25 protein-coding genes are annotated in these 26,424 nt (G+C 67.5%); 10 read left to right on the top strand and 15 right to left on the bottom strand.

Translation table 11 applies throughout. The annotated features are described in order from the left end of the window. The first annotated feature begins 131 nt into the window (after nucleotides 1–131). A complete protein-coding gene (locus A6A04_RS06175; RefSeq protein ID WP_068490970.1) occupies nucleotides 132–2,381 on the top strand; it encodes an ATP-binding protein in 2,250 nt (749 codons plus the stop codon). After that, nucleotides 2,378–2,941 carry a biliverdin-producing heme oxygenase gene (locus tag A6A04_RS06170; protein ID WP_068490968.1) on the top strand — a complete coding sequence of 188 codons (564 nt, stop codon included), beginning with the start codon at nucleotides 2,378–2,380 and terminating at the stop codon, nucleotides 2,939–2,941. Before A6A04_RS06175 ends, A6A04_RS06170 begins: the two co-directional genes overlap by 4 nt. Here A6A04_RS06170 and A6A04_RS06165 read toward each other — a convergent pair. From A6A04_RS06165 to A6A04_RS06155, 3 genes are all read right to left on the bottom strand, one after another. Further along, nucleotides 2,914–3,261, bottom strand: a complete 348-nt coding sequence (locus A6A04_RS06165) for a carboxymuconolactone decarboxylase family protein (protein WP_068490966.1) — start codon at nucleotides 3,259–3,261, stop codon at nucleotides 2,914–2,916. The two genes, A6A04_RS06170 and A6A04_RS06165, sit on opposite strands and share 28 nt — an antisense overlap. A 106-nt stretch (nucleotides 3,262–3,367) precedes the next feature. After that, on the bottom strand, nucleotides 3,368–3,580 hold the full coding sequence (locus tag A6A04_RS06160) for a hypothetical protein (protein WP_068490965.1): 213 nt from the start codon (nucleotides 3,578–3,580) through the stop codon (nucleotides 3,368–3,370). 175 nt (nucleotides 3,581–3,755) lie between these two features. Then, nucleotides 3,756–4,751: an SPOR domain-containing protein gene (locus tag A6A04_RS06155; protein WP_245651094.1), complete on the bottom strand. Its 996-nt coding sequence runs from the start codon at nucleotides 4,749–4,751 to the stop codon at nucleotides 3,756–3,758. Between the two features lie 127 nt (nucleotides 4,752–4,878). Here A6A04_RS06155 and A6A04_RS06150 point away from each other — a divergent pair, with 127 nt between their 5' ends. Continuing rightward, the gene (locus A6A04_RS06150) at nucleotides 4,879–5,715 is read left to right on the top strand and encodes a xanthine dehydrogenase (RefSeq protein WP_068490963.1); all 837 of its coding nucleotides are present in this window, start codon (nucleotides 4,879–4,881) and stop codon (nucleotides 5,713–5,715) included. 107 nt (nucleotides 5,716–5,822) lie between these two features. After that, nucleotides 5,823–6,083 (top strand): hypothetical protein, encoded by a 261-nt coding sequence (locus A6A04_RS06145; protein WP_156612494.1) that lies wholly within the window; start codon nucleotides 5,823–5,825, stop codon nucleotides 6,081–6,083. Between the two features lie 6 nt (nucleotides 6,084–6,089). Here the strand turns inward: A6A04_RS06145 and A6A04_RS06140 are convergent, their stop codons facing one another. Then, nucleotides 6,090–8,639: a hypothetical protein gene (locus A6A04_RS06140; protein WP_068490959.1), complete on the bottom strand. Its 2,550-nt coding sequence runs from the start codon at nucleotides 8,637–8,639 to the stop codon at nucleotides 6,090–6,092. 168 nt (nucleotides 8,640–8,807) lie between these two features. On the opposite strand from A6A04_RS06140, the gene A6A04_RS06135 reads away from it, so the two are divergent. The 5 genes from A6A04_RS06135 (at nucleotide 8,808) to A6A04_RS06115 (ending at nucleotide 13,892) form a co-directional block, all read left to right on the top strand. After that, nucleotides 8,808–9,167, top strand: coding sequence for a copper resistance CopC family protein (locus A6A04_RS06135; RefSeq protein WP_068490957.1), 360 nt, complete (start codon nucleotides 8,808–8,810; stop codon nucleotides 9,165–9,167). Nucleotide 9,168: 1 nt separating this feature from the next. Continuing rightward, nucleotides 9,169–10,764: a copper resistance D family protein gene (locus tag A6A04_RS06130; protein WP_068490956.1), complete on the top strand. Its 1,596-nt coding sequence runs from the start codon at nucleotides 9,169–9,171 to the stop codon at nucleotides 10,762–10,764. Between the two features lie 6 nt (nucleotides 10,765–10,770). Continuing rightward, nucleotides 10,771–12,054: a TAXI family TRAP transporter solute-binding subunit gene (locus A6A04_RS06125; protein WP_068490955.1), complete on the top strand. Its 1,284-nt coding sequence runs from the start codon at nucleotides 10,771–10,773 to the stop codon at nucleotides 12,052–12,054. Nucleotides 12,055–12,174: 120 nt separating this feature from the next. Next, a complete protein-coding gene (locus A6A04_RS06120; RefSeq protein WP_068490954.1) occupies nucleotides 12,175–13,215 on the top strand; it encodes an HD-GYP domain-containing protein in 1,041 nt (346 codons plus the stop codon). A gap of 440 nt (nucleotides 13,216–13,655) precedes the next feature. Beyond that, nucleotides 13,656–13,892 carry a DUF2934 domain-containing protein gene (locus A6A04_RS06115; protein WP_068490953.1) on the top strand — a complete coding sequence of 79 codons (237 nt, stop codon included), beginning with the start codon at nucleotides 13,656–13,658 and terminating at the stop codon, nucleotides 13,890–13,892. A gap of 84 nt (nucleotides 13,893–13,976) precedes the next feature. Here the strand turns inward: A6A04_RS06115 and A6A04_RS06110 are convergent, their stop codons facing one another. The 4 genes from A6A04_RS06110 to A6A04_RS06095 all read right to left on the bottom strand — a co-directional run bounded on the left by A6A04_RS06110 (nucleotide 13,977) and on the right by A6A04_RS06095 (nucleotide 18,967). After that, nucleotides 13,977–15,374, bottom strand: coding sequence for an NAD(P)H-dependent flavin oxidoreductase (locus A6A04_RS06110; protein ID WP_068490952.1), 1,398 nt, complete (start codon nucleotides 15,372–15,374; stop codon nucleotides 13,977–13,979). 103 nt (nucleotides 15,375–15,477) lie between these two features. Then, entirely contained in the window at nucleotides 15,478–16,197 is a 720-nt protein-coding gene (gene ugpQ / locus A6A04_RS06105; protein ID WP_068490951.1) for a glycerophosphodiester phosphodiesterase, read from the bottom strand. Next, nucleotides 16,194–17,411 carry a glycosyltransferase family 9 protein gene (locus A6A04_RS06100; RefSeq protein ID WP_068490950.1) on the bottom strand — a complete coding sequence of 406 codons (1,218 nt, stop codon included), beginning with the start codon at nucleotides 17,409–17,411 and terminating at the stop codon, nucleotides 16,194–16,196. The genes ugpQ and A6A04_RS06100 overlap by 4 nt, the downstream gene beginning before the upstream one ends. Then, nucleotides 17,408–18,967, bottom strand: coding sequence for an ArnT family glycosyltransferase (locus A6A04_RS06095; protein WP_245651093.1), 1,560 nt, complete (start codon nucleotides 18,965–18,967; stop codon nucleotides 17,408–17,410). The genes A6A04_RS06100 and A6A04_RS06095 overlap by 4 nt, the downstream gene beginning before the upstream one ends. Before the next feature lie 139 nt (nucleotides 18,968–19,106). Between A6A04_RS06095 and A6A04_RS06090 the strand changes: the two genes are divergently transcribed. After that, nucleotides 19,107–19,451, top strand: coding sequence for a hypothetical protein (locus A6A04_RS06090; protein ID WP_068490949.1), 345 nt, complete (start codon nucleotides 19,107–19,109; stop codon nucleotides 19,449–19,451). Between the two features lie 4 nt (nucleotides 19,452–19,455). Here A6A04_RS06090 and A6A04_RS06085 read toward each other — a convergent pair whose 3' ends face one another. The 7 genes from A6A04_RS06085 to A6A04_RS06055 all read right to left on the bottom strand — a co-directional run bounded on the left by A6A04_RS06085 (nucleotide 19,456) and on the right by A6A04_RS06055 (nucleotide 26,321). Then, nucleotides 19,456–19,686, bottom strand: coding sequence for a helix-turn-helix domain-containing protein (locus A6A04_RS06085; protein WP_068490948.1), 231 nt, complete (start codon nucleotides 19,684–19,686; stop codon nucleotides 19,456–19,458). 181 nt (nucleotides 19,687–19,867) lie between these two features. Next, nucleotides 19,868–20,743: a site-specific tyrosine recombinase XerD gene (locus A6A04_RS06080; protein ID WP_068491382.1), complete on the bottom strand. Its 876-nt coding sequence runs from the start codon at nucleotides 20,741–20,743 to the stop codon at nucleotides 19,868–19,870. A 30-nt stretch (nucleotides 20,744–20,773) separates the two neighbouring features. Then, nucleotides 20,774–21,547 carry a hypothetical protein gene (locus A6A04_RS06075; RefSeq protein WP_068491384.1) on the bottom strand — a complete coding sequence of 258 codons (774 nt, stop codon included), beginning with the start codon at nucleotides 21,545–21,547 and terminating at the stop codon, nucleotides 20,774–20,776. Nucleotides 21,548–21,558: 11 nt separating this feature from the next. Continuing rightward, nucleotides 21,559–22,329 (bottom strand): carbonic anhydrase, encoded by a 771-nt coding sequence (locus tag A6A04_RS06070; protein ID WP_068490947.1) that lies wholly within the window; start codon nucleotides 22,327–22,329, stop codon nucleotides 21,559–21,561. 74 nt (nucleotides 22,330–22,403) lie between these two features. Then, nucleotides 22,404–22,907, bottom strand: a complete 504-nt coding sequence (locus A6A04_RS06065; protein ID WP_068490946.1) for a bactofilin family protein — start codon at nucleotides 22,905–22,907, stop codon at nucleotides 22,404–22,406. Next, nucleotides 22,888–24,078, bottom strand: a complete 1,191-nt coding sequence (locus A6A04_RS06060; protein WP_245651092.1) for a M23 family metallopeptidase — start codon at nucleotides 24,076–24,078, stop codon at nucleotides 22,888–22,890. Before A6A04_RS06060 ends, A6A04_RS06065 begins: the two co-directional genes overlap by 20 nt. A gap of 167 nt (nucleotides 24,079–24,245) precedes the next feature. After that, nucleotides 24,246–26,321, bottom strand: coding sequence for a hypothetical protein (locus tag A6A04_RS06055; protein WP_068490942.1), 2,076 nt, complete (start codon nucleotides 26,319–26,321; stop codon nucleotides 24,246–24,248). Nucleotides 26,322–26,424 lie beyond the last annotated feature (103 nt).

Below are 26,424 nucleotides of genomic sequence, written 5' to 3'. Positions count from 1 at the left end.
GCGCACTCGAATGATTTCAGATTGAATAACAAAGTTGTATATTCGCGTTCTTCCCAGGCGGGATATTCGCTATCATACCATGGTATGGGAAGTATGACTTTCAGCCAGGGCAGGAACGGTTGCGCGATCAAATGATGCCAAGCCAGACCGGGGCGCAAGCGAGCGGGGGGCCCGTTCGCGATCACTGCGAGACCGAGGCACTCCACCATGCCGCCTGCATCCAGCCCCATGGCGTGATGCTGTGCGTCGACACCCGGCACGGAACGATCCTGTCGGCCAGCGACAACCATGCCATGATTCCCCGTCTGGCGCGGCCGCTGGAAGGCCACCGGCTGAGTGAACTCTGGCCCGAATTGGCGGCTTGCGGCAGCGATGGCGCTTTCCAGTTGGACCAGGACCACGTCGCTTTTATCCATACCCATGACCACACCACCTTCATCGAGATCGAGCCGCTTTGCGACGAGGACAAGGCCTCTGCCCTGCAGTTGACCGATCTTGGCGCCGTCCTGGAGCGCCTGAACAACGCCGATACCCTGGAAGCCCTCTGCGACATCGCCGCCCGGGCCATTCGCCGCATCAGCGGCATGGAGCGGGTGCTGATCTATCGCTTCGAAGAGGAAGGGCATGGCGAGGTCATGGCCGAGTCCAAGACCGACCAATGGGAGGAAAGCTTCGTCGGATTTCACTTCCCCGCCGCCGACATCCCGGCGCAGGCGCGCGCCCTGTATCTGCTCAGCCCCTGCCGTTTCGTTCCTCGTCGCGACTACGACCCCGCCGAATTGGACCCGCCCCTGGACCCCCGCAGCGGCGCGCCCTTCGACCTGACCTTTTCGCGGCTGCGCAGCCTGTCGCCGGTCCATCGCCTGTATCAGCGCAATCTGGGCGTCGATGGCGCCATGTCCATCTCCATCATCAACGAGGGACGGTTGTGGGGCCTGGTGGTGGGACATCACCGCCAGCCCCACCGGGTCAGCATTCCCGCCCGCCAGCAGGTGATGACCATCACCACCGGCCTGGCCATGCGGCTGTCGGCCACGGAAACCGCCGAGGAGCGCGATGCCCGCGCCCGCCATGTGATCCTGCACGCCAAGCTGCTGGAACAGATCGCGGGCGCCGACGATTTCGTGTCGCCGCTGGTCCACGGCGATGTCAAGCTGACCGACATCTTCTTCGCCTCGTCGGGTGCGGCGGTGGTCTATCGCGACGACAGCGACGACGAGCATCTGGAAGTGCGCACCGTGGGCCAGGCCCCCGACCACGAGCATGTGGTGGCGTTCTCGCGGGCCTGCCGCCCGCTTCTGGCGGACGGCGTCTTCGCCACCGACCATGCCGCCGCCATCCTGCCCGCCTTTTCCCGTCACTCCGACTATGCTTCTGGGGTGCTGGCCATCACCGTGGGCGAGGAAGGCCGCCATATGATCTTGTGGTTCCGTCCCGAAACGGTGCGGACCACGGTCTGGGGCGGTGCCAATCCCCATCAGGTGGAGCAGGCAAAGCGGGCGGGAAACTATCTGCCCCGGGAATCCTTCGCCCGCTGGGTTGAGGAACGGCGCGGCCATTCCCGTCCCTGGCCGCGGTGGAAGATCGACATCGCCCGCTCGCTGCGCACCGCGCTCAATGACGTGATCCTGCGCCAGATGCGGACCATCCGGAACCTGAATGCCCGCCTGGAGGAAAGCGACCAGGCCAAATCGCGTTTCCTGGCCCATATGAGCCACGAATTGCGCACGCCGCTCAACGCCGTGCTGGGCTTCGCCGAGGTGCTCGAGGTTGGCATCTATGGTCCCATGCCCGAAAAACAGATCGAGGGCGTCCGCCTGATTCGCGAGGCCGGGGAACATCTTCTGATGATGATCAACGACATCCTGGACCTGTCCAAGGTGGAATCCGGCAAAATGGAGCTGCGGCCGCAGCCTTGCGATCTGGCCCCCCTGATCGAGCGGGTCATCACCCTGCTGACCGGCTTTGCCCGCGAACAGGGCGTCCGCATCGAGAACAACCATGCCGGCCCCCTTCCCCAGGCCAATGTGGATGAGCGGCTGGTGAAGCAGATGCTGTTGAACCTGCTGTCGAACTCGCTGAAATTCACCCCCCAGGGCGGCCGAATCACCGTCGTCTCCAGCCAAAGGCCCGATGGCGGCATCAGTATTTCCGTGGCCGATACCGGAATCGGCATTCCGCCGGAATTGCACGCCCGGGTCCTGGAACCCTTCCGTCAGGCCCATGACGACATGATGATCACCCATGCCGGCACCGGCCTGGGACTGCCCATCGTCAAGGCCCTGATCGAACTGCATGGCGGCACGCTGGACCTGGACAGCACGGCGGGCCACGGCACCACCATCCGGCTGAATTTCCCGGCCTCGGCCAATCTGGCATGAGCCAGGCAGGCGCCTGGGCCGCGCTGAGGGCCGCCACCGCCGAAGCCCACGCCACCCTCGAGTCGGTGCCGCTCAACCGCCGCCTGTTCGCCGAGGACTTTTCCCAAGCCGAATTGACCGGGCTACTGAACCGCATGGTGTCGGTCTACCGCCCGTTGGAGCGTCGACTGGTGGGGGTCGAGCCCGCCCTGTCGCTGGTCTATCGCCCCCGCTTGCCGCTGCTATTGGATGGGTTGGCGGTTCTGGGCGCCGCCGCCACGGCCGCCGACATACCCGCCCCGGTGCTGGACCATGACGACGCCCGCCTGGGCGCGCTTTACGTCATCGAAGGGTCGTCCATGGGCGGACAGATGATCCACCAGCAGCTATCGGCCCGCCACCCGGCCGCCGCCCTGGCGGTCTTCCTGCCCCATGGGGACGGGGCGGGCGAGGCCTGGCGGGCCTTTCGCGCCGCGCTGGACACCCGGCTGACCCGGCCGGAGGCATTGGAACGGGCGACGGCGGCGGCCATCGCCACCTTCCGCATGTTTCATCAGGCCTTGTCGGCGAACTGGTCGTAGGCTTCCAGGGCCAGGGCGCCGTACATCAGCGACGGCCCGCCGCCCATATAGACCGACATGGCGATGGTCTCCATCACCTCTTCCCTGGTGCCGCCCAACTCGTGCACCGCCTTGGCGTGGAAGGCGAGACAGCCATCGCAGCGCGCGGCGATGCCCAGGGCCAGGGCAATCAGTTCCTTGGTCTTGGCGTCGAGCGCGCCCGGCGCCGTCGCCGCCTTGGCCATGGCGGAAAAACCCTTCATGGCGTCGGGCGCGCCGCCGCGAATCTGGCCGACAAGCTTCGACAGGCCACCGGCCAGTTCGTTCCAGTCCTTGATCATGGGATGCCTCGCGCTCGGAATGGTCGATTATTTAAGAATAATCTAATATTCCGTCCCGACAGGCAAGCCTCCATGGGGCATGCCTGTCATGCGAGGTGAAGCCGCCTCAGGCGGCGTTGGCGCAAATCTCGGGGAAGCGCGCTTCCTCGCACCATTCACGGCTGACCGGCATGCCGTCGCCACCCAGCACCGAATACCACACGATGTTCTCGGCGACGCGAATGACTTCGCAGATGGCCGGGCTGTGATGTCCCTTGGACAGCGCGTCCTGGCACACCAGCCGCGCATGCGCGAAACGAAGGCCCGATGACGGTTTCATGGCAAGCTCCCAAATCCAAATCAACTCTGTCGCAATGCGGTCTGCATTCATGACGCAATGCAGCATAGCGCAAATCTCTTACAAACCGGTTGATTTAGCGAGCCAAAGCGACCGCATTGCTGCGATGCGGCAGCATGGCGGCCATCCGCGTTTGCATGGCTCCTTTGAGAATTTCTTAAAAAGCCGCCACGGCGCAGGACTGTCCCTTGGCCCGGAGCGCCTTGCACAGCTGCTCGCTGTCCGCCGCCGACAGCGGCCCGGCCAGCAGCCGGTAGGTGGTGCCGAGATCGGGAATCTCGGTCTTGACCGCCTTGAAGGTCAGCGCTCCCAACTGCTCGGGGAACTCCTTCTTCAAGGCGTCCACCGCCTTGTCGGTCAGGTTGTCCGAGGCCATGGACAGCAGATGCACCCCCATGGGGCCCTTGGTGTCCTTGGGAGGAATGGCGCCACCGGGAACGTCGCCGGGCTTGGAGCCGCCCTCCGACCCCACCGGCGGCTTCTTGCGGACCGGCTTCTTTTTCTTGGGCGGCTCGGGCGGCGGCGGTGGCGGTTGGTTGGCCAGCACCTTCTCGCGCTGGCCGATGGCTTCCAGCTCATTGTGACGCTCGTCCGGGGCCACCAGCCCCAGCCCGGCCAGACGCTCCACCCGGTCGCGGCCGAGCTTGAGGGCGGCGGCATCGCCTCGGGGCGGCGGCGTCCGGGTGCGGGGCTGGGCGGGCAGCACCGCGTCCAGCAGCAGGTCGCGCTCGGCGCCGGTGGCGGGGCCGGGTTGCACCGACAGGCGGCCCAGGCGGCGGGCGATATCCTGCAACGGCGCCACCCGCGCCAGCCCGTCAGCGGGAGAGGGCATGGAATAGGGCAGCATGGCGCCCAGATTGGCATTGCGGCGGGCATCGGCCTCGTCGGGCCGCACCACTCCGTCCTCCACCAAGCGACGCAGGGCATGGAAGCGCTGGGCCTCGGGATCGGTGGCTAGGTCCGCGGGCATGTCGAGCTGCACCAGCGGCGCCTCGGGCAACGGAACCACCGGGGCCGGTTCGGCGGGGACGGGCCAGGAGGCCTCCAGCGGCGGCAGGCCGACCACCGCCTTGGACGAACAGGCCGCCAGGGCGCCCGCCAGCATGGCCGCCACCAGCACCGCCCGCAGCCTCCCCGTCCTTGGTCTCGTCATCGCCACCGGCGCCCCTTGTCATCCGCCCCCATGGGACAGAGGGTATGCCGTGGCCCGGCAAAGTCAACCGCCGCGACAGCGCCGCCCCGGGTTGGTATTCTGGGCCGATCACGGGGGAGACAACGGCGTGAGTCATCCGCAATCGACACGGGTCCTGGTGCGCGGCGTCGGCGAGATCGCCTCGGCGGTGGCCTGCCTGCTGCGCCGGGCCGGGGCCAGACCCGCCGTCCAGGCCTCGCGTCCGCCCATCGCCATCCGGCGTCGCATGGCCTTTTCCGACGCGGTGTTCGACGGCACTGCCCGGCTGGAGGAATTCACCGCCCGGCGCCTGGACAGCGCGACCCGGGCCGAGACGGTGTGGGAGGCGGGCGAGATCCCCCTGCTCTATGGCGATTTCGGCCAGATGCTGGCCCAGGCCCCCTGGCAGGTGCTGGTGGATGCCCGCATGAACAAGCAGCAGGCCCCCGAGTCCCAGATCGGGCTGGCGCCGCTGGTGATCGGCATGGGGCCGGGCTGCGTCGTCGGCGTCAATGTGGACATGGCGGTGGAGACCAGTTGGGAGGCCCTGGGAACCATCGTCGCCCAGGGCGCCACCATGGAGCTGGCAGGCGAGCCCCGCGCCGTCCTGGGCCATGCCCGCGACCGTTTCCGCTATGCCCCGGCGGCGGGGGTGTTGCGCTCGGCGGTGGCCATCGGCGCCACCGTGCGCGAGGGCGAGGTGGTGGCCTGGGTGGGGGAACTGCCGGTGATGGCCGCCTTCGACGGCATGGTGCGCGGCCTGACCCGCGACGGCGTGCCGGTGCTGGCGGGCAACAAGATCGCCGAGATCGACCCCCGCATCGGCCAGGCCCGGCTGGACGGCATCGACGAGCGCCCCCGCCGCATCGCCGAGGCGGTGGTCGACATCATCCGCCGACGCCTCGACTGGCCTTCGCGCATGGAAGCGCCGCTATCGGCCGTGTAACCCGACAAGGACGATCCATGCGATGATCGTCCATCGGTCATGCGGGTGACACCATGGACATCACCGGCCTTACGAAGGTCGCAGCCTCCCAGACGTCCTCGACGAAGGTGTCGGCATCGTCCGGCGGAACGACGACTGCCAGTTCGACCGGCAGCGCGACCTCCGATGACACGCTGTTCTATTCCAGCCCCATCTTCACCGTCGACACCCTGACCGGCGCCCTGGTCCAGGTCTGGCGCGACAGCAAGACCGGGGAGACCCTGTCGCAGTCCCCCAGCAAGGCGGCGCTGCTTTATGGCGATGCCCAGGGACGCGGCGGCGCGGGTGGAGGCAACAGCCGTGGTGGCGGCGTTTCGATCCTGGCCTGATCGGCGTCAGACCGCCCCCACCGCCGCATGGGCGGCGGCGACCACATGGGTGGTCGCGGCGCGAAGGTCATCCATGGCGGCGGCCCGGTTGAGCGCCGCGTCGGCGAAGGCGCCGCGCCATTCGGCGGGCAGCAGCCCCGCCACCGCCTCGCCCAGGCCCCGGCCGCAGCGGGCATCAGCCCCGCCCAACCGGGCGAAGGCGGCTTTCAGGGCACGGGCGGCGGCCTCGGCATGTCCGGCGGCGCAGGCGGCCTCGGCCACCTGAACACAGGCCCCCACCAGCGAGGCGGGCCGGTCCAGCGGCGACAGGGCGGCGATGGCGTCGTCCCAGCGGCCCAGGGCGGTCAAGGCCCGGCACTGTTCCAGCGCCACCCCTACCGCCACGGCGGTGGCATCGCCGCCGATGCCGCGCTTTTCCTCCAAGGCCCGCCCCATGGCGCCGGCGAAGGCGGACAGCATGGAATCCGGCAACTGCCCGGCCGCCCAGACCAGGGCCTGATCCTTGCCCATCAGTTCCAGGGCGCCCTCGGCGATGCGGGCCAGCGGCCCTGCCACCTGCTCGGGCTCCAGCGGCCGGTCGGCCAGATGGGTGAAAGCCTCGCCCGCCCGGCGGACGAAAGCGCCCCGGTCGCCCTTGAGGCCGAAATGACGCGCCGCCCGGGCGACGCCCTCGATGAAGGCAAGACCGGACTCCAGGGCGCCAATGGCGGCCAGGGCGTCGGGTTCGGCGCCCATGCGCAACAGGATCTCGACACCGTCCAGGGCGAACGGGCCATCGCCCAGCCCCCGGGCAAGGCGCACCGCCGCCTCGGCATGGCCCTCGTCGGCGGCCAGTCGCGCCAGATCGCGGCGGATGTCTCCCGCCAGGAGCGGGCCCTTCCAGGCCTCGAACAGCACCATGGCCCCCGCCAGATCTCCCCGTGCCACCTTTTCCGCGATCATGGCCTGACGCAGACGGGGCAGGGCCGAATCCGGCAGGGCTCGCAGCGCCGGGGATTCGGCGCCGCAACTGCGCGCCAGGGCCGTCACCAGATCATCCATGGCGGAGCCGCCCACCGCCTCGGCCTGGTCGCAGGCCCGCGCAATGGCGGCAGCCACGAAGGCGTCGTCGCCGGTGCGCAGCCGCTCGGCGGCGATCTCCGCATGAACCCGCGCCCGTTCCTGGCTGGCTCCGGCCTCGGCCAGGGCGCCCTCGGCGATGGCCAGGGCCTGATCCTCGTGCCCCACCGCCACCAGCAAAATGGCGGCCTCGGCCCAGAGCAGGCGGCGATCGGCCTCCGATTCCGCATGTTCGGCGGCGGCGCGAAGCGCGGCCAGCGCCACCGACAGCTTGTCCTCGCCATGAGCGTCGCGCGCCAGGGCCAGGGCCCAGGCGAAGATGCGCCCCTTTTCGCGTACCGACAGGCGACGACGGCGCAGCCGGGTGAGGGTGTCCCCCAGTTCGGCGGCCAGGAGGCTTTGGGCGGCCTCCGCCTCGGTCAAGGCGCCCCCCAGTTCGGCGGCGGCCTCCTCCAGCAGGCCCATGCTCCACAGGAAGTTCCCCAGGGCGTGGCGGGCATGCAGCACCGCATCGTCACCCGGCCCGGCGATGGCGACGAAACCATCGATGGCGGCGCGGTAGAGATCGTGGATCACCTCGGGGTCGCCATCCTCGGTGCGGCTCATGGCCTCGGCCAGCCAGAACCGCGCCGAGGCCAGCACCCCCGGCTCCATGTCGGCGGGATCGATCAGCGACAAGGCGCGGCTCAACTGCTCCACCGCCTCGGCGGCGCGCCCGGATTCGGTCAGCAGGCGGCCCAGGCCGATCAGATCCTCGGCCTGCTCCTCGGGCAGGGCGACCTCGCCCAGATCCACCAGCCGCTGCTGCACCTGCTCCAGCTCGGCGGACGGCCCCTGGCGGCCCAGATGCTTGGCCAGTTGCACCAGCCAGACGCGCTCGGCCTCCGGGGTGCCGGAGGCCAGGGCGGCGCCCCGGCGCAGCAGGGCCAGCAATTCCGTGTCCATGCCCAGGAAATCCAGGCTGCCCGCCAGGGCACGGCGGATGATCTCGGGCCATCCGCCCACCGGGCCGTATTCGCCTTCCGCCAGGGCCAGGGCCTGACGCAGCAGCACCGGAGCCGTCGCCCCGTCGCCCCGCCGGTCGGCGATGGCGGCGCGATGATAGAGGACCAGGGCCTCCTGCCCGTCACGACCGCGCTTCAACTCCGCCGCCAGCAGGGCCAGCCGGTCCACCGCCGCCTCGGCCTCGTCCAGCCGGTCCGCCCGCAGCAGCACGGTGGCCAGCGAGCGCAACGCATCGAGCCGGGCGATCGAACCGGGCACGGCCAGACGCTCGAACCCGTCCACCGCCAGCCGCTGGGCTGCCAGGGCGGCTTCGGTCTCGCCCTCGGCGATCAGGGCGGCGGCCAGTTCCTGCAGGCGGGTCGCCTCCGCCTCATGGGTTGGGGCCGGGCTTTCCGCCCAGGACGCCAGACGCAACCGCTCGGCCGCGTCCAGGGCATGAGCCCCCTCGGCCTGCAACCGCCGCCACAGCTCTTCGGGCTCACCGCGCTCCATGTCATCCCCTAAGACCATCCTCGGCCATCACTGTGCCGCCCCGGGGCCATCCGTCAAGAGCGCATGCGCGGAAATCACACCGCACATGTATGCCAGAAGGTTGCTCCGGCGGCCGGACCGTGGCACGGTCTGCCGCGAATTCGGATGATTGCCAGGGAATGTGGAGAAATGAGTCGACTGCTATTGTCATGCGTCGCGGTAGCCATTGGGCTGCTGATGGCGTCCCCGGTCCGGGCCCATGCGGTATTGGTGGACTCGCAACCCAACGCCAAGGCCACCGTGGTCGGCGAGGCCGTGGAGTTCGTGCTCCGCTACAACAGCCGGGTCGACGCGAGGCGGTCGCGCCTTGTGCTGAAGGGACCGGGCGGCGAGTCCGTACTGGAGGTCCGCCAGGGCAAGACCGAGGCCGATCTGGCCGCCACGGCGGCCAAGCTGGCGCCCGGGACCTATCAGCTGCTGTGGGACGTATTGTCGGTGGACGGCCATGTCAGCCGCGGCAAGGTTCCCTTCACCGCGAAGGAGCGCTGAGATGCTGGCCGCCCTTCCTCCCGACATCCTGGCTTTCATCGGCGTCATCCTGCGCGGCCTGCAACTGACGGCCCAGTCCTTCGTACTGGGCGGCGTCATGTTCGTGCTGGCCTTCGTGCGGCCCATGGCGCCCCGCCTGGCGGGCCAGGCCGCCGAGCTCGAGGCCACCGGCCTGCGCTGGACCTCGTGGTCCGGCTTCGCCCTGACCGCCGTGGTGACCATCGCCATCCTCAACACCCTGGCGCAGCTGGTGGCGGGACTGGAGATCGACACCCACGAGGCCATGGGCGCCGATTTCATCGCCTGGAATCTGGTGATGGCCGCCGCCGCCGTCGCCGCCGGGCTGGCGGCGCGCTCCGCCGGGGGCAATCGCGCCTATGTGCTGGCCGCCGCCGCGGCGGTGGTGCTGATCGCCTCCATCCTGTCCAGCCACGCCTATGCCCGCCTGGACGACCGCCCCTATTTCGTGGCGGCGGGCGTGCTGCACCAGTTGGGCGCCTCGCTGTGGATCGGTGGCATTCCCTTCATGCTGCTGGCCCTGGGCCGCTTCAAGGACAGCCATATCCGCCTGGCCGTCGGCGTGCGGTTCTCGCAATTGTTCACCGTGGCGGTGGGTCTGCTGCTGGCCGGCGCCGCCCTGCTGGCCTGGGGCTACATCAACACCCTCGCCGGGCTGGTGGGCACCGCCTATGGCATCATGACCGGGGCCAAGATCACCTTGCTGGCGGTTCTGCTGCTGCTCGCCGCCATGAACCGCTCCGCCACCCACCGCCCCGAGGGCGATGTGGAAAAGGGCCTGTTCCGCCTGCGCCGCTTCGCCGAGGTGGAGATCGGCATCGGCATCACCGTGCTGATGATCGCCGCCTCCATGGCCTCGCAACCGCCGTCCATCGACCAGACCGAGTTCCAGGCCACGATCAGGGAAATCGCCGAGCGCATGCTGCCCGACCGCATGCCGCGCCTGGTCAGCCCCGATCCCTCGACGCTGAGCATCTATGTGGACGCCGAGGGCAAGACCGCCGAGATGGAAACCGCCGACAAGATGTGGTCGGAGTTCAACCACAACTGGGCGGGCATCTTCGTGCTGGCCATGGGGCTGATGGCCATCGCCAATGGGGCCGGTGCCCGCTGGGCACGGCATTGGCCGCTGATCTTCCTGGTCCTGGGCGCCGCCATCATGATCCGTTCCGACCCGGAAAGCTGGCCCATCGGCCCCCGGGGCTTCTTCGAGACCCTGACCGATCCCGAGGTGTTCCAGCACCGGGTGGTGGGCTTGCTGCTGTTCCCCTTCGGCCTGTTCGAATGGGCGGTGCGCACCGGTCGGCTGAAAGCCGAGCGCCACGCCCTGATCTTCCCCATCCTGTGCGCGGTGGGCGCCGCCCTGCTGCTGGTGCACAACCACACGCTGAGCGACGTCAAGGAGCGCTTCCTGATCGAGTTCAGCCATATTCCCATGGGCATCTTCGGGGTGATGGCTGGCTGGATGCGCTGGCTGGAAATCCGCACCGATGGCCGGATCAAGACCGTGGCCGGACTGGTCTGGCCGATCTGCTTCTCCATGGTGGGCGTCCTGCTCATCATTTATCGGGAGCTTTAGCAAGAAGTGCCCAACCGGATCCGCATCCTGCTGCTGGCGCTGGCCACCACCTTCCTGACGGTGGTGGCGGTGCTGGTGGCCAATGAGTGGATCCGCCGCCCCACGGTCATCACCATCGCCGTCGGCCCCGAGGGCACGCCCGAGAACCGCTTCGCGGCCAAGCTGGCGGAGGCTTTGCGCCAGAACCATTCCTCGGTGCGCCTGACGGTGATCACCTCGGAATCGCGCACCCAGGCCTTGAACAGCTTCACCCACCGCGAAGCCGATCTGGCCATCATCCGCACCGATGACCGCAAGATACCCACCAATGCCCGTGCCTTGGCGGTGCTGGAACAAGAGGTGCTGCTGCTGATCAGCGCCAAGCGGGCCAAGATGTCCACCCTGGCCGACCTCCAGGGGCGCAAGGTGGCGGTGATCGGCCGCGACGGCCGCAACGAGGCCTTCCTGCGCCGCCTGCTGGAGCAGTACAAGTTCGACTTCGCCAAGACCGAGATCAAGACCCATCCGCCGGGCACCCAGATGGACAAGCTGATCCCGGCCCAGGCCGATCTGGCGGTCCTGGTCTATCCCCTGTCACGCCTGGGGGTGTCGTCGGATTTCGAGTTCCTGTCCAATACCGCCAAGGGCTATACCGTCCATGCCCTGACCGACGCCAAGGCGCTGCAGCGCAAGCTTCCCGGCATCCAGGCCGAAACCATCGAGGCCGGCCTGCTGATGGGCTCGCCCCGCATCCCCGACGAGGATATGGAGACGGTGGCGCTGCAGAAGATTCTGGTGGTCCGGCGGGGATTGGCCGAGCAGCATGTGGTCGAGCTGATGCGGGCCCTGTTCGAAAGCGGCCGCCTCCTGGCGGTGGAAAACGCCTTCGCCACCCATATCGAACCGCCCGACACCGAAAAAGGCGCCCTGATCCCCGCCCATGAGGGGGCCAACCAATATGTCGACAGCGAGGTGAAGACCTTCTTCGACCGCTATTCCGACCTGATCTATATCGGCATGTCGGTGGCCAGCGTCGTCGGCTCCATGGCCGTCGCCCTGTATGGCACGGTTCTCCGCCGCCGCCGCCCGGTGGCCAGCGACCGCACCGCAGATGTCATCCGCCTGGGCCAGCGCATCAAGGCCGCCGCCAGCGCCGAGGAGATGAACGCCGCCGAGGCCGAGTTGGAACAGATTCTCAATCAGGTGCTGCTGGGTCTGGCCGATGGCACGGTGTCCCCCCATGGCATGGAGGCCTTCCAACTGGCCTATGAGCATGCCCGCGACGCACTGGCTGTCGGGCGCAGGCCATAAGCGGCCAGAGACATCATCTTTTCCAGCGGGAATCGCGGATCGGATATGCCGAACCGGCATACCCCCGTCACCGTTCCGTGCCCCACACTGCATGAAGAAATTATTGCGAAAGGACGGGTGATGGCCATTACAGCCTCATCCATGATCCGGGTCCTTCTGATCGAGGATAATCCCGGTGATTCCCGCTTGATGGAGTTGCTTCTCTCCGAAGTCGGCGGATTCGACATGACCTTCGCCGATTGTCTGGCGTCTGGGCTGGCGCGGCTGGCCGCGAATGGTCCGGATGCGGTCCTGCTGGACTTGTCGCTGCCCGACGCCCACGGCACCGAGGGTATCGACGCCATCCGCAAGGCCGCTCCCGACGTTCCGCTGATCGTTGTGACCGGGCTTCAGGACGAGGACATGGCCCTGAAGGCGGTGCAGCACGGCTGCCAGGACTATCTGATCAAGGGCCAGGGCGACGGCCATTCCATCCGCCGCACCATCCTCTATGGCATCGAGCGCATGGCCATGGACCAGGAACGCCGCGCCAGTGCCGAGCGGCTGAAGCAGGTGCTGCGCCAGACCGTGCGCACGGTGTCGCTGGCCCTGGAAATGCGCGATCCCTATACCACCGGCCACCAGCGCCGGGTGTCGCAACTGGCCGGTTCCATCGGCAGGCGACTGGGCCTGGCTGACGATATGGTGGAGGGGCTGGAGACCGGCGGCCTGATTCACGATATCGGCAAGATCCACATTCCCGCTGAATTCCTCAGCCGCCCCGGCAAGCTGTCGGCCGAAGCCTTCCAGGTGATCAAGACCCATCCCCGCATGGGCTGGGAGATCATCCGCAATATCGATTTTCCCTGGCCGGTGGCCCAGATGGTGCGCCAGCACCATGAATGCATGGATGGCTCGGGCTATCCCGATGGGCTCAAGGGCGACCAGATCATCCTGGAGGCCCGCATCATCGCCGTGGCCGACGTCTTCGAGGCCATCGTCTCGCACCGTCCCTATCGCCCGGCCCTGGGGCTGGCGGCCGCCATGGAAGAAATCGAGCGTCATTCCGGCACCCGCTACGATCCCAAGGTGGTGGCGGCCTGCCTCGACCTGGTTCGCGAAAAGGACGGCGCCATGCCTTTCGACGAAGATCCCACTGACATAATGAGGTTATCGTCATAAGGCCAGCGCCGACTCATTGACAATAGGCGGCAAGTTGAGACATAATTGTTTTGTAGCAAATCAGGAGGACACAGCGGCTTGGACGATTGTCACCAGAGTATCCACTGACAGCCCGCCTCATGTGGGGCGCGCCGTAAGGGATGGGAGGGTGTTACAATAGACATGACGCCACCGGGTCGAATATGAGGTGCTGCTAGCTTGGCATCTCCGACTTTTACAGTACTGATGCACGACTTATCGGCCAGAGCGCCGACATAACAGGGCCTGTGAGCCCGCAAGCCAAATGCCCCGCGCCGGACTTTGATCCCCGCGGGGCTTCGGCTTTTATAGAGCTTCGAGCCTCGATGACGCGGCCGCCTTGCCGTCTGCCGAGATTGTCGCGCCGCACCGCGTGCGCTAAAGTTTCGGCGATACGCAGCAGCGGCAAGAGGAACGCACCCATGAGCCACCGGAATGACGTCAAGGATCTGGCCTATCGTCTGTGGGACGAGGCCGGGCGCCCCGAAGGGCGGGACATGGATTTCTGGCTGCAGGCGGAAGAGGCGCTGTCCGCTCCGGCCAAGGCGGCCAAGCCCAAGGCGCCCGCCAAGCCGAAGGCTGACGCGGCCCCCAAGGCTGCGGCCAAGGCGAAGGCACCCGCCAAGACGAAGACGGCGGCCAAACCCAAGGCGAAATAGGAAGGGCGGGCCTTTTCCTTGTCACCCTCGGGCTTGACCCGAGGGTGACGAGGAGAGGGGACTTCCACCGAAACCGGACAGACCTTATTCGCCGGTGGCGATGCGCTCGACCAACTGCTTCACCGTGGGGATGAAGCCATTGGCATAGAACGGATCGGATCCGAAGCGATAGGCGTTGTGCCCGGCGAACATCAGTTCATGCTCGACGTCGCCACCATGGCCGATATTCTGCAGCGTCTTCTGGATGCAGAAGCTGCGGGGATCGGCCTTCTTACCGGTGGTGCCCGCCTCATTCTGGGCCCAGTTGGAAAACATGCACTGGGACAGGCAGCCCATGCAGGCCACCTGATCGATGCGGATTTCCTCGGCCTTGTCCGGGGTGACGAAGATCAGGGTCGAATCCGGGGTGCGCAGCGCCTCGGTGAAGCCCTCGGCCATCCAGCCCAGGGCGCGGTCGCGGTCATGGGGAGTGACCCAGACGATACGCTTCCTGGCGCCGATGGGCAGTTCGGCTTCGTGGTCGCCGACGCATTCGCTGGAATAGGGAATCTGGTGATCCAGGCGCTGGCACAGCTCGTTGATGAAGCCGTTCTTCACCGCCGACGAATAGAAGCCGGTGGGGCTGAAATGATGCAGCAGCACATCGCCGGGCTGCAGGGTCAGCAGGCGCTGCTTCCAGGCATCGGAAATGGGGCTTTCCTTGGTCAGCAGCGGCCTGGTGCCGTACTGGAAGGCGATGGGGCCCAGTTCGGGATTGCCGATCCAGTCTTCCCATTCCTTCAGCCACCAGACGCCGCCCGCCATGAAGATGGGGGTCTGGTTCAGGCCGCACTCGTTCATGACGGCGCGCAGTTCGCGCACCCGGCCATAGGGCGGCTCGGGCTTTTTCGGGTCCTCGGAATTGGACAGGCCGTTATGGCCGCCTGCCAGCCAGGGGTCCTCGTAGACCACGCCGCCCAGCAACTGACCGTATTTGTTGTAGGCGCGCTTCCACAGGGCGCGGAAGGCCCGGGCCGAGGAGACGATGGGATAGTAGTAGACGCCATAGCGGGCCGCGATCTCGGCCACCTTGTAGGGCATGCCCGCGCCGCAGGTGACGCCGTGGATCAACCCCTTGGCCCCGTCCAGCACGCCTTCCAGAATGGCTTCGGCGCCGCCCATCTCCCACAGCACGTTCATGTGGATACGGCCGTGGCCGCCCGAGATGTCGTGGGCGATGCGGGCCTGGGCGATGCCGCCCCGGATGCCGTAGGCGATCAGCTCATTATGCTTCTCGGTGCGGGTCTTGCCGTAATAGACCATATCGATGCGATTGCCGTTCTCGTCATAGAGATCGGCATTGACGCCCGAGAAGGTGGCGACACCACCGGCAGCCGCCCAGGCGCCGGAGCTTTCACCATTGGAGACGTTGATTCCCTTGCCGCCTTCGACGATGGGCAGGACTTCACGACCGGAAATGAGAATGGGATCGAGCGGTTTCAAGGCGACGATCACTCCTTAGGCCAAACGACAGGCGGGCGCCCACCTGTCCAAGAGGGGTCTTATATAGTGCCGGGCGAAGGGCGTCACCAGTGACGTTACGGAATCATGACGAATACGGAAAATCGGTGAATACCGCCGTCACGCCCATCTCCCAAAGGTCTTGTTGTCGTTGTTTGTCATTCACCGTGTAGGCCATTACCAATAGCCCGGAAGCCGTGATCTCGGCAACCAGTTCGGACTCCAACCCGTCGTGCTCGGCATGGATGGCCTCACATCCCAGGCGCCCGGCCTCGGCGCGCCAATCCGGCGGCACCGTCTCCACCAGCATTCCGCGCGGCCAAGCAGGCGCCAGATCGCGAGCCACTTCCAGGCAGGATCGGGCGAAGCTCGATATCAGGGGAGGCTCGGCCTCGGCGGGCCAGGCTCCCCGGACGGCCTCCAGGCAGACCCGCGCGGTCTCGGCCTCGCGCCCGGCATCGGGCTTGATCTCCATATTGACCGCGAGGCCCAGTTCCAGGCACAGCGTCAGCACCCGATCCAGACGGGGAATGGCTTCGCCCGCGAAATCCGCCCCGAACCAGGCCCCGGCATCCAGCCGCGCCAATTCCGCCCAGGACATCTCGGCCACCTCACCTACGCCGTTGGTGGTGCGGGCCAGACCGTCGTCATGAAAGACCAGCGGCACCCCATCGGCCGACAGCCGCGCATCGAACTCCACCATGCCCGCCCCCAGGGCGGCGGCTTGCCGGAACGAGGCCAGGGTATTCTCGGGTGCCAGACCGGCGGCGCCGCGATGACCGATGACCGGCGGCGGCCGGATCACGGGCGGGCAAGCAGGTCGGCGATGCGCTCCATCACTGCATCCACTGGAATGGCGGTCATGCAGCGGGCATCGTCACAGGCGGTATTGCGGTGGTTCATGGCCGAGACACAGGGCGAACAGGCCAGCCCGGCGAACAGGAATTCGGCATTGGGATTGAGCGCCCCATAAAGCTTGGGCGTCTCGGGACCGAAGAGCACGATGGTCTTCAGGCCGGTGGGGGCGGCGAAATGGGCTGGACCGCTGTCATTGGTCAGCATCAGCGTCGCCAGGGTGTAAAGCGGCAGCAAGTCGGTCATGCGGGTGAAGCCCGCCAGATTGACCATGCGTTCGCCCCCCACCGCGTCACACAGCCGCTGGGCCTCGGCCCGTTCACCCGGCGCTCCGGTGATCAGCACCGCCATTTCTGGGTCTTGCAACAGGCGGCGGGCCACTTCGATATAGCGTTGCGCGGGCCATTTGCGCAGCGGCATCAACTCGCTGCTGTTGGGATTGAGCAAAATCCATTTCGGGGCCGTGGCCAGCACCGGATGGGCTTCGATGATGCGGGCGCGGAAGGCCTCAATCTCGGCGGCGGGCGGCACGATCCGCTCCAGCCGGATATCCTCGTCGGAAAAGATGATCTTGGTGTGGGGCGTGGTGCCCGCGGGCTCGGTCAGGGCATGAATCTGGGCCAGGAAGCACTTGGCCACATGCTGATGCGGATTGTAGTGCACCCGGTGGGTCAGCAGATCGCCCCGGTACAGGCCCTCGGTGTGGAAGGGATGGAAACCCACCCGGTTGGCCGCGCCGGAAAAGAAGGTCAGCAGCGCCGAATAGCGCGAGAACATCTCCATGTCGATGGCGGCGAACAGATCCAGGCGGCGCATGGCGATGATGGCGCGGACGGTGTCGATCACCAGCGTCACCAGCGACTCGGCGCGGATGGTCAGGGTGCGTTCGGCCGGAATGGTCCCCATGATATCCAGGCTGGGCCGGTTCTTGGCGAAGATCAGGAAATGCAGCCGGGCCTCGGGAAACAGGGTTTGCGCCCGCTTGAAGGCGGAATCGGCGATGACGGCGCTGCCCATCTCGGACAATTCGATGAACAGGATGTCGCGGCCGCTGCGTGGCGCCTCGGGTCGGAACAGCCGCCACAGGCGATGGACAAGGCTGACCACGGCGCACAGCGGCACCCCCACCCAAAAATCAATCTGCCGCATGCGATCGACGTTCACTGCACCCCCCGTGCCTTATCCTCGGCGAATTCCTCGAACATGCCCTGGCGATAGCCCTCGGCCAGCCAAATCTCGTAGCGGTCGATCACCCGCCCGCCCCAGCTGCGATCCAGCGCGCCCACCAGGCTGATCCGGTCGAAGAATTTCGCCGCGTCCTCCACCCCGCGCGGGCTGACGCGAGTCACGAACAGTGCGTCGCGTCCCCTCAGCCCGGCCACGTCCCCGGCATCATACGAGGGAATTCGGGGAATTCCAGCCGAACCCGTCAGATAGGCCTTTGGATGGCCCGGCAGGTAATAGGTCAACAGCCCGCTCATCTCGTGCTTCTGGACGAAGACGAAGGCGTCGGGATGCAGGCGGCGCTGCTCCTCCACCGCCTCCGCCACCCGGTCCCAGCCCCCCAGGCGCCCGAGGGGATCGCTTTTCGGCGGCACCGGCAGCAGCGCCGTCGCCATCTGAAGATAGACCACCGCCAACAGCACGGCCCCCAGCAGCGGCGCCGCCTTGAACAGGGACTCGCCCAGGCGGCCGCGCGGCCCCTCCCCGAGCGGCCACGAGCGCCAGCCGCCCACCGCCGCCATCACCCCGCCCAGATAGGCGGGACCGGCCCAATGGGGCTGCACCAGTCCGCCCAGGCTGTGGTTGAGGAAGAAGGCCAGCACCGGGGCCGAGCTGGCGCCCAGCAGGAACCAGTCGGCACGCCCCCGCCGCCAGCCCGCCCACAGCGCCCAACCCATGCCCCACAGGGCAAAGCCCAGCACCAGCGGCGTCACCACTCCCAACTGGGTGCCGACAAAGGTGCCCAGGCTCTTGAGTGGGCTGCTGACCGGCGTGTCGAAGGAATGGGACAACTGCTTCCTGAACGACACCCAGTCATTGGTCAGGTTCCACACCAGCACCGGCGCGGTGCAGGCCACCGCCAGGGCGATGGCCAGATAGAAATGCGGGCTGCGCCACCAGCGGCGCCCTTCGGGGAACAGCAGGAACACGGCCAGAATGCCCGGCGCGATCAGCACCATGGTGTATTTGCTGGCGAAGCCCAGGCCCAGCGCCGCCCCCAGCACATAAATCCAGACGGCGCGCCCTTGCCGCATCAGCCGGGTCATGGCCCATAGCGCCGTGGTCCAGGCGGCCAGCAGCGGCGGATCGGGGGTCACGGTCACCGCCGCCGCGCCGAACAGCACGGTGGCGTTGAGCCAGGCCGCGGCCCACAAACCCGCGCGCACATCGCCGAAGGCCACCCGCGCGGTATCGAACACCAGGCCGGTCACCAGCGCCGAGGCCAGTATGGCGGGCAGGCGCACCGCCAGTTCGGACTCGCCGAAGACCCAGGTGGAGGCCGCCATCCACCACGCCACCATGCCGGGATGATCGAAATAGGACAGTTGCAGCCGACGCGACCACAGCCAGTAATAGGCCTCGTCGCCGGACAGCAGGGCGGAGCCGGCCACCCCCATGCGAACCAGGGTCAGCCCCGCCACCAGCAAGACCAGGATCAGGATCGGGCGGCTCAGGGCCGTCTCCCACCGGGGCGTCGGAAGCGACGCGTCTGCCACCAGCCAGCCTCCCTAGCTTTACCGACCCGCGAAAAGAGGCCCGGCAATACCATGAAACCCGCCCCCGTGCCAGAGGACACGGTTGTGGGGCCGTGGTCTTCCAGCTATACCGGATGACATCGTTCGGGGAGATGACATCATGATGGGATCAAGGAGCTTCAAGGGACTGTCCGTGGCCGTTCTGGCCTGCGCCACGCTGGCGGCCTGCGGCGGCGAGCCGTCGGACGGAGACATGAAGGCGGCGGTCGAGGAAACCTACAAATCCCTGAACAAGGATTTGGGCAGCGTCGGCAGCCTGATCGGCAAGGATCTCAGCACCAAGATCAAGGCCCTGCGCAAGATCAGTTGCGCCAAGGCGGACGGGACGCCCGGCTATCGCTGTGACTTCGAAATGACCGTGGACGGCCCCCTGGGCGAGAAGACGGAAAAGGCCTCGGGCCGCTTCGTCAAGGGCGACAAGGCCTGGACGGTGCTGGAAAAGTAGCCGCTCAGACCCGCAGCGCCTTGCGCGTCAGCTGAATCCGCAACTCGTCGGGCAACTGCTCCAGCAGGCGCAGCAGCGCACCCACCCCAATGGGAACCTTGGATCGCCCATCCGCCCAGCGCCATACGGTGGTGGGGGCGGGCTGCTGCTCGCCCAGATCGTCAAGCAGGCGCGCCAGGGCCGCCTGGGACAAGCCAAGGCGCTGCAAAGCAATGGTGAATTCGTCTTCCGTCATGGTCCGCTCCGTACCCAGGGCCCCGATTCATCGGTTCCCGAAGACTGGCAGATGGAGAAAATGCATATATATGAGACTCATGTCAACAATCGTCATAATCACTAAGTATTATCCACGATCATCGACGTAATGCAACCAAAACATTAGATTTTATCCGGCAATTCCCCGTCTCCTATTGCGGTCATTCCCGTCGTTTCGCCGCCAAATCCGCGAGAGGGTGGCAGCTTGTCACCAGCTTCAGGCGCTGCGCTTCCTGGACATGGGTATAGATCTCGGTGGTGGCGATATCGGCATGCCCCAGCATCTGCTGCAGGCTGCGCAGGTCGGCGCCGCCCGCCAGAAGATGGCTGGCGAAGGAATGGCGCAGCACGTGAGGCGAGACCCGGCCGGGGTCAATCCCGGCGGCCAAGGCGATACGCCCCAGCATGGCGGCGAAACCGGCGCGGGTCAGGTGTCCCGACACGCCGGTGGAGGGAAACAGCCAGCGCGATGGCCGGGACTTGGGCTGGGCGGCGTCGCGCACCGAGCGCCAGGCGGCTAGGGCGGCGCGGGCTGGATCGGACAGCGGCACCATGCGTTCCTTGCCGCCTTTGCCGCGCACCACCAGCACCGACGGGTCGCGGGCGACGGCGGCGGCGGGCAGCGACACCAGTTCCGAGACCCTGAGGCCGGTGGCATAGAGGGTCTCCAGCAGGGCGGTGGCCAGGACTCCAGCCTCGGCCTCCAGGGCGCGGGCGGCATCCAGCAGCGCCTTGACCTCGTCCTCGCTCAGATATTTGGGCAGTGGCCGCCCCAGCCGGGGCGAATCCAGGTCGGCGGACGGATCATCGCGGCGCAGCCCCTCGGCCACCAGGAATCCATAGAATTGCCGGATGCAGGACAGGCGGCGGGCCTGGGTGCGGGGCGCCATGCCCAATTGCGCCTGACGAGCCAGCCAGCCCCGCACCGCCGTGGCATCGGCGGTGAGAGGATCGCCCACACAGTCCTGCAGGTCGTCGAGATCACGACGATAGGCATCCAGGGTATTGGCCGCCGCGCCCCGCTCGGCGGCCATCATCTCCAGAAAGGCCTCGGTATGGCGCGTCACTTACTTATCGCGACCAGCGGCTCCGCACTCGGCAATGGCCTTGGAGAGCTCCTTGCAGATGGCCTTGGCCTGGGCGCCATCCTGGGCGGGCGCGAACAGGCGGATGAACTTGCCCATGCCTTTGATATCGACACTGCGCATGACCGGCTCCATCCCCTTCAGCGAGGCGGCCTGGCCCGACAGGATGCCCCAACCCTTGCGGGCCCAGGCTTCGGTGCGGTACGAGGCAAGATAGACCAGGGTAGGCGGCGCCATGACCGCCGGCGGTGTCGTTGCCGCCGGAGGGGGAGGCGCGACGAGCGGCATGGGCACGGCCTCGGGCGTCATGGGGGCGGGATTGGTCGCCAGCTTCTCGCCATGCTCCAACCGCAGCAGCCAGGCGCCGAAGCGGGTGAGCAGGCTGCCATCTGCCTGGACGGCATAGCGGGCGAATGCCTCGCCCGCGCACATCACCGTCAGGATCGGCTGCGGCGTCGCGGCGCCCCCATGGCCCAGCACCGACTCCGCCGCGCCCATGGACTCGGCATAGCTCGGCCAGGGACAGGCGCGCCCGGCCACGTCGCCCGCCATATCCGGGTCGAGACGGACCCGTTGGCCGCGGGGCGCCGACGCCATGTCAGTGACCGGCCCGGCGGGAAAGGCATCGGTGACGATCCAGGTTCCGGCGATGCTGTCGGGGGGAGCCGACGCGGCCATGCCCCCCGGCTCGGTGGCACAGGCGGCCAAAAGCAACAATGGCGCCAGTCGGAGCGAACGGATAGCGAGACGGAGCATCTTGGCCATCCTCACATCACGTCGAGCAACAGCTTGCGCCGGTTGAGCGGCATCACCGGACGGGCATTGTTGGAAAACAGCTTGGCTAAGCGGGCCAACTGCTCGGCCGAGGCGGTGATGGCTTGGCGAAAGACCACCCATTGCACCACCTCGGTACAGGGCGGCGTGGTCAGCGACCCGGCATAGCGGAAGGTCACCACGTCCTTGGGCAGCAGCATGGAGGCATCCAGCATGGCGGCGGCGGTCACCGTCTCGCCGCCATTGGCGGGCATCACCTGCCAGATGGCTTCCAGCGCCGGATTGGGCGCCCCCTTGGCGATCATCACGCCGAGCACCGCCAGACCGCCATCCGCCGCCTTGTGGACGAAGTGGCATTCCATGTCGAAGGTGGCGCCGTCGACGGTGTGTTCGCTGGGATGATGGAAGTGGAATTGCAGCAGGTCGTAGGACTTGCCGTCCAGGGCCAGGGTGCCGCCGCCGACACCATCCACCTGGATGGTATGGCCGTTATTGGTCACCTTCAGCGGCAAGGGCCGCCAGGCCGGTACGGGATCGCCCGTGATGGCGGCGATGGGCTTGGTCAGATCAATGGGCGATTGCTCCTTGCCCATGGAACAGGCCGCGTATTCCGGCGCCAACCCGCCCCATTCGGCGGGGCCGCCATGGCCCTGATAGGCCCAATGAGCCGCTTCCGAGGCCATGGCCTGACTGATGCCACCGCCGCAGGTGCCGCACAGACAGGCCGCACCGGTGGCATGACGCAGGAAAGAACGACGATCCATGACCCAACCTCCCACAGTCTGGACCGTCAGCCTATCCTGGACGGGAGGGGGCGTCCAGCGGGGGAACGTCGGAGTCAGGCGTTGCCAGCGGCTTCCTGGGTGATATCGGGGGTGGCGGGCGGCGCGAGCTGGGCCGGTTCACTTCCGCCATTGCCCTTATGGGCGGCGGCGGCTTCCAGCGCCTTGGCGGCGGCGGAACGGCGGATCAGACGGCCTTCCATGCTGGCCCCGGCCTCGATCTCCAGACTGTCCTGGGTGACGTCGCCGGTCACGCGGCCCGACTTGGTGATCAGCACCGACGAGGCGTTGATCTTGCCGGTCAGTTCGCCGTGAACCTGCACTGTCTCGGCGGTGACCTCGCCCGAGATGCGGCCGCCCTCGCCCACCAGCAGTCGTTGGCAGGCGATATCGCCCTCCACATGGCCGTCGATCTGCATCTCGCCCTGGGTGTAGATGTTGCCGACGATCTTGACATCGGGCCCGATCACCGACAGCGGCAAGCCGTTGGCGGTGGAATGGCGATGTCCATGGGTGGCCGCGGAAACCGCGTTGATGGCCTTACCAAGCTTTGGGAGCATTTTCACCTGCCGCGATGAACTTGAGGGGGTCCTTGGGAGTATCCGACAGGCGGACCTCGTAATGCAAATGGGGACCGGTGGAGCGCCCGGTATTGCCCAGCAGCCCGATCACGGTGGAGCGGGTAACCTTCTGGCCTTCCTTCACCTTGATGCGCGACAGGTGGGCGTAACGGGTCGACACGCCATTGCCATGATTGATGTCGATGGTCAGGCCGTAGCGGTCCCAGGGACCGGCGAAGTCCACTACGCCCTCGCCGGTGGCATAGACCGGGGTGCCATGGGGGGCGCCCAGATCGACACCTTCATGAACGCCGGTCCGGCGATTGAGCGGGTCCGAGCGGGTCCCGAAACCGGAATTGATGTCGTAGTCCGCATGCAGCGGCTCGCCCAGCGGCATCTTGTTCATGACCGCCTTGACGCCACTCCACCGATCCAGCCGATCCAGCAAGCCGGACAGGCCGGTATCGCTGGTGGAGGTGACCAGGGGAATGAAGGGACCGCCGCGGCCGCCCTCGCGCTGCTGCTGGCGGTCGAAAATCTGGCGGGCATCGATGCCCAGCTTGGACAGCGCCCGCTCGGCATCGAAGATTTTCGACGAGGTGGCGTCACTGGTATTCTGAACCGCCTGGGCATAGGCGACCTTCAGGCGCTCCAGCGAGCTTTCCAGACGGCGGACCTGATCGCGCACGGCGCGGGCCTCGTCGCTGGCGGGCTGGCCGTCGTCGTTCCAGGCGGGCTCGGAGCGGGTGCGGGTGCGTGGCGCGGCCACCACCGACTTGGTCGACTGGTGGTCCTTGGCCAGGGCGGCATTGGTCTCGGCCAGCACCAGGATATTGGTGTGGACCATGTCCACCTCGCGGGCGATGTCGGCCACCATCTTCTGGGACGACACCAACCGGTGCTGCGCGGCGCGGGTGGCGGCCATCATCTCTTCCAGATGACGTTCCTTCACCGCCAATTCCTCCGGCTGCCGGGTCAGCAGGGTCGAGACGATGGCGGCCCAGATCATGATCACCACCATGCCGGCCAGGATCATCACCTGGCGCTTGCGGGTAAAGGTGAACTGCTCGGCGCTGCCATCGGGGCGCCGGATGAAGACCTGCCATTCGGGAATGATCCAGGCGACGGCGCGTTTCAGCGCCTTGGCTCGCTTGCCTGCCGCGGGGATCAATCGCTCGTCCGTCACTGTCCTTACGTCCCCCCGTCCGTTCGGCTGACTGGCCCGGTTTTCGGGCGCGGCCAGTGTAGCCAGAACCAGTCGCGTTAACCTATAGGTAAGAACTCCTTACATCAGCAATTCCGATATTCCAAATCGAATCGCCAGATGTAAGGCGAAATTCATCGCCGCCCCTCGGCCCACCATGCCGCCAGCAATCCCCCCAAACCCAGCACCAGCAAGGCCCAGGCGGGCAGCAGCGGGGTCTCGCGCAGGCCATCGACCACATGGTCGCCCCGTTCGGCCAATCCCATCCATCCCCGCCCCGAGGCCACCGCCCCCGAGGCCACCCGACGGAATTCGGGCACGCCGCCCGATGACAGCCAGGCCAAGCCGCCACCGGTTGCCGCCGCCACCGGCCCCAGCCGCGCATCCGAGGCGGTCAGCTCGGCCAGTTCCACCGGCGAGGGCGACCCGGCGGCGGCCAGGGCCACCAGCCCCCCCTCTTCGGCTGCCCGCCAGAGCCCTGGTTGCGATACCGCCAACCGCCCCATGGCGCTGCCGTTACCCAGATCCGCCAGGGCCAGAAGCTGCGCCTTGCCGTCTGGCGCGGTCACCGTCACCTCGGCGGCGCCCGGTTGGGGGCTGCGCCGGGTCACCGTCAACTGGCCGCCCATGATCTCGGCCTTCAGGGCATGCTCCTCCAGTTCGGGTTCCTTCATCAGCCAATGGCCGAGGCGGCGCAGCATCTCGCCATGGGGGCCGCCGCCCTCCCAGCCCCGCGCCCACAGCCAGGCGGTATCGGACAGGATCATGGCCACCCGTCCCTCCTCCACCCGGTCAAGCACCATCAGCGGCAAACCGGCCGCCCCGGTCAGCAGGGTGGCGCCGCGCGGCTCGCCCACCTCGATCTGACGCATCCAGCCGCCCCAGGACGGTTCGCCGGTTCCGGCACCGCTTCCCGGCAGCCCGGCGGTGACCGGATGGCGGCGCCCGGCCTCGGTGAGCCGGGGACGGAAGGCCACTCCCAATTGCCGCCCGGTGGGCAGGGCGGGCAGCACCCGGGCCAGTTCGGATTCGGCCAGCCCGCCCGGCTCGGCGAATTCCGGCCCCACCGCCATCAGCAGGGCGCCGCCCTTGCGGACATAGTCGGCCAGGTTGCGGTAATAGGCCGAGGCCAGCACGCCGCGCCGCCGGTAGCGGTCGAAAATCACCAGATCGAAATCGGCCAGCTTGTCCTCGAACAGTTCGCGCACCGGAAAGGTGATCAGCGACAATTCGCGGATGGGGGTGCGGTCGTCCTTTTCCGGCGGGCGCAGGATGGTGAAATGCACCAGATCCACCGCCGGATCGGCCTTCAGCAGATTGCGCCAGGTGCGCTCGCCCGCATGGGGCTCGCCCGAGATCAGCAGCACCTTCAACCGGTCGCGCACCCCCGAGATGGAGACGGCGGCGCGGTTGTTGACCAGGGACAGCTCGCCCTGCCCGGCCTCGGCCTCCAGTTCCACCACATTGGCCCCGGCATGGCGCAGCGGCACCTCCATGGTGGCGTCGCGGTTGAGCGGCACCGAGATCACCGCATGGGGTTCGCCATCCAGCCGCAGCGTCACCATGGCCTCGCCGCCGCCGCCGCCATTATCCTCGACCCGGAAGCCGAACACCGCGCTCTTGCCCACCAGGCCGAAGGCGGGAACCTTGCCCGGCACCAGGCGGCGGTCGCGCTCGCCCGGCGATCCGCTCAGCAGGGCATGGACCGGCACCCCCAGCGAGCGCCCCAGATCGGCGGGGACGTCGTGGACGCGGCCATCGGTGATCATCACCACCCCGGCCAGCCGTCGCCGGGGCGTGTCGGCCAGGGCGCGCTCCACCGCCGCGAACAGGCGGGTGCCCTCGTCGACACCGGGAGTGGGGCCGACCCGCTCCACCCGCAGTTCCAGGCCGGGCAGCCGCTCCAGCCGGGCGCGCAGCTCGACCAGGGCGGCCTCGGTGCGGGCGGCGCGGTCGAGGATGGACTGGGACAGGCTGTCATCCACCACCACCACCGCGATATCCGCCAGCGGGCGGCGCTGTTCCTCCACCAGACGCGGACCGGCCAGGGCCGCCAGCAGTACCAGACCGACCACCAGCCGCAGGGCTCCGGCAAGGCTCCGCCCGCGCGCCGCCGCCAGCGCCACCACCAGGACCGGCACCGCCAGCCCGGCCAGCAGCGGCCAGGGCAGCAGGGGGGCGAACCGTATGGCCTCGAATGCCTCGTTCATTGTTCAAGCCCCTCAGGCGCCGGGCGGGGCCTCACGGCCCCTTCCCATAGGTCTCGCAGGAGCACTGCTCCTGCTGAGGGGCTCCTCCGCTGCGCTCCGGGCG

Source organism: Paramagnetospirillum marisnigri, from assembly GCF_001650715.1.
Classification (GTDB): Bacteria; Pseudomonadota; Alphaproteobacteria; order Rhodospirillales; family Magnetospirillaceae; genus Phaeospirillum; species Phaeospirillum marisnigri.
This window is presented reverse-complemented; position numbering and strand designations above follow the sequence as displayed.

Coding starts and splice junctions, on each gene's coding strand:
- A6A04_RS06175 (WP_068490970.1), top strand. CDS start 132: ATGATGCCAAGCCAGACCGGGGCGCAAGCGAGCGGGGGGCCCGTTCGC.
- A6A04_RS06170 (WP_068490968.1), top strand. CDS start 2,378: ATGAGCCAGGCAGGCGCCTGGGCCGCGCTGAGGGCCGCCACCGCCGAA.
- A6A04_RS06165 (WP_068490966.1), bottom strand. CDS start 3,261: ATGATCAAGGACTGGAACGAACTGGCCGGTGGCCTGTCGAAGCTTGTC.
- A6A04_RS06160 (WP_068490965.1), bottom strand. CDS start 3,580: ATGAAACCGTCATCGGGCCTTCGTTTCGCGCATGCGCGGCTGGTGTGC.
- A6A04_RS06155 (WP_245651094.1), bottom strand. CDS start 4,751: ATGACGAGACCAAGGACGGGGAGGCTGCGGGCGGTGCTGGTGGCGGCC.
- A6A04_RS06140 (WP_068490959.1), bottom strand. CDS start 8,639: ATGGAGCGCGGTGAGCCCGAAGAGCTGTGGCGGCGGTTGCAGGCCGAG.
- A6A04_RS06135 (WP_068490957.1), top strand. CDS start 8,808: ATGAGTCGACTGCTATTGTCATGCGTCGCGGTAGCCATTGGGCTGCTG.
- A6A04_RS06130 (WP_068490956.1), top strand. CDS start 9,169: ATGCTGGCCGCCCTTCCTCCCGACATCCTGGCTTTCATCGGCGTCATC.
- A6A04_RS06120 (WP_068490954.1), top strand. CDS start 12,175: ATGGCCATTACAGCCTCATCCATGATCCGGGTCCTTCTGATCGAGGAT.
- A6A04_RS06115 (WP_068490953.1), top strand. CDS start 13,656: ATGAGCCACCGGAATGACGTCAAGGATCTGGCCTATCGTCTGTGGGAC.
- A6A04_RS06090 (WP_068490949.1), top strand. CDS start 19,107: ATGATGGGATCAAGGAGCTTCAAGGGACTGTCCGTGGCCGTTCTGGCC.
- A6A04_RS06085 (WP_068490948.1), bottom strand. CDS start 19,686: ATGACGGAAGACGAATTCACCATTGCTTTGCAGCGCCTTGGCTTGTCC.
- A6A04_RS06080 (WP_068491382.1), bottom strand. CDS start 20,743: ATGATGGCCGCCGAGCGGGGCGCGGCGGCCAATACCCTGGATGCCTAT.
- A6A04_RS06075 (WP_068491384.1), bottom strand. CDS start 21,547: ATGCTCCGTCTCGCTATCCGTTCGCTCCGACTGGCGCCATTGTTGCTT.
- A6A04_RS06070 (WP_068490947.1), bottom strand. CDS start 22,329: ATGGATCGTCGTTCTTTCCTGCGTCATGCCACCGGTGCGGCCTGTCTG.
- A6A04_RS06065 (WP_068490946.1), bottom strand. CDS start 22,907: ATGCTCCCAAAGCTTGGTAAGGCCATCAACGCGGTTTCCGCGGCCACC.
- A6A04_RS06055 (WP_068490942.1), bottom strand. CDS start 26,321: ATGAACGAGGCATTCGAGGCCATACGGTTCGCCCCCCTGCTGCCCTGG.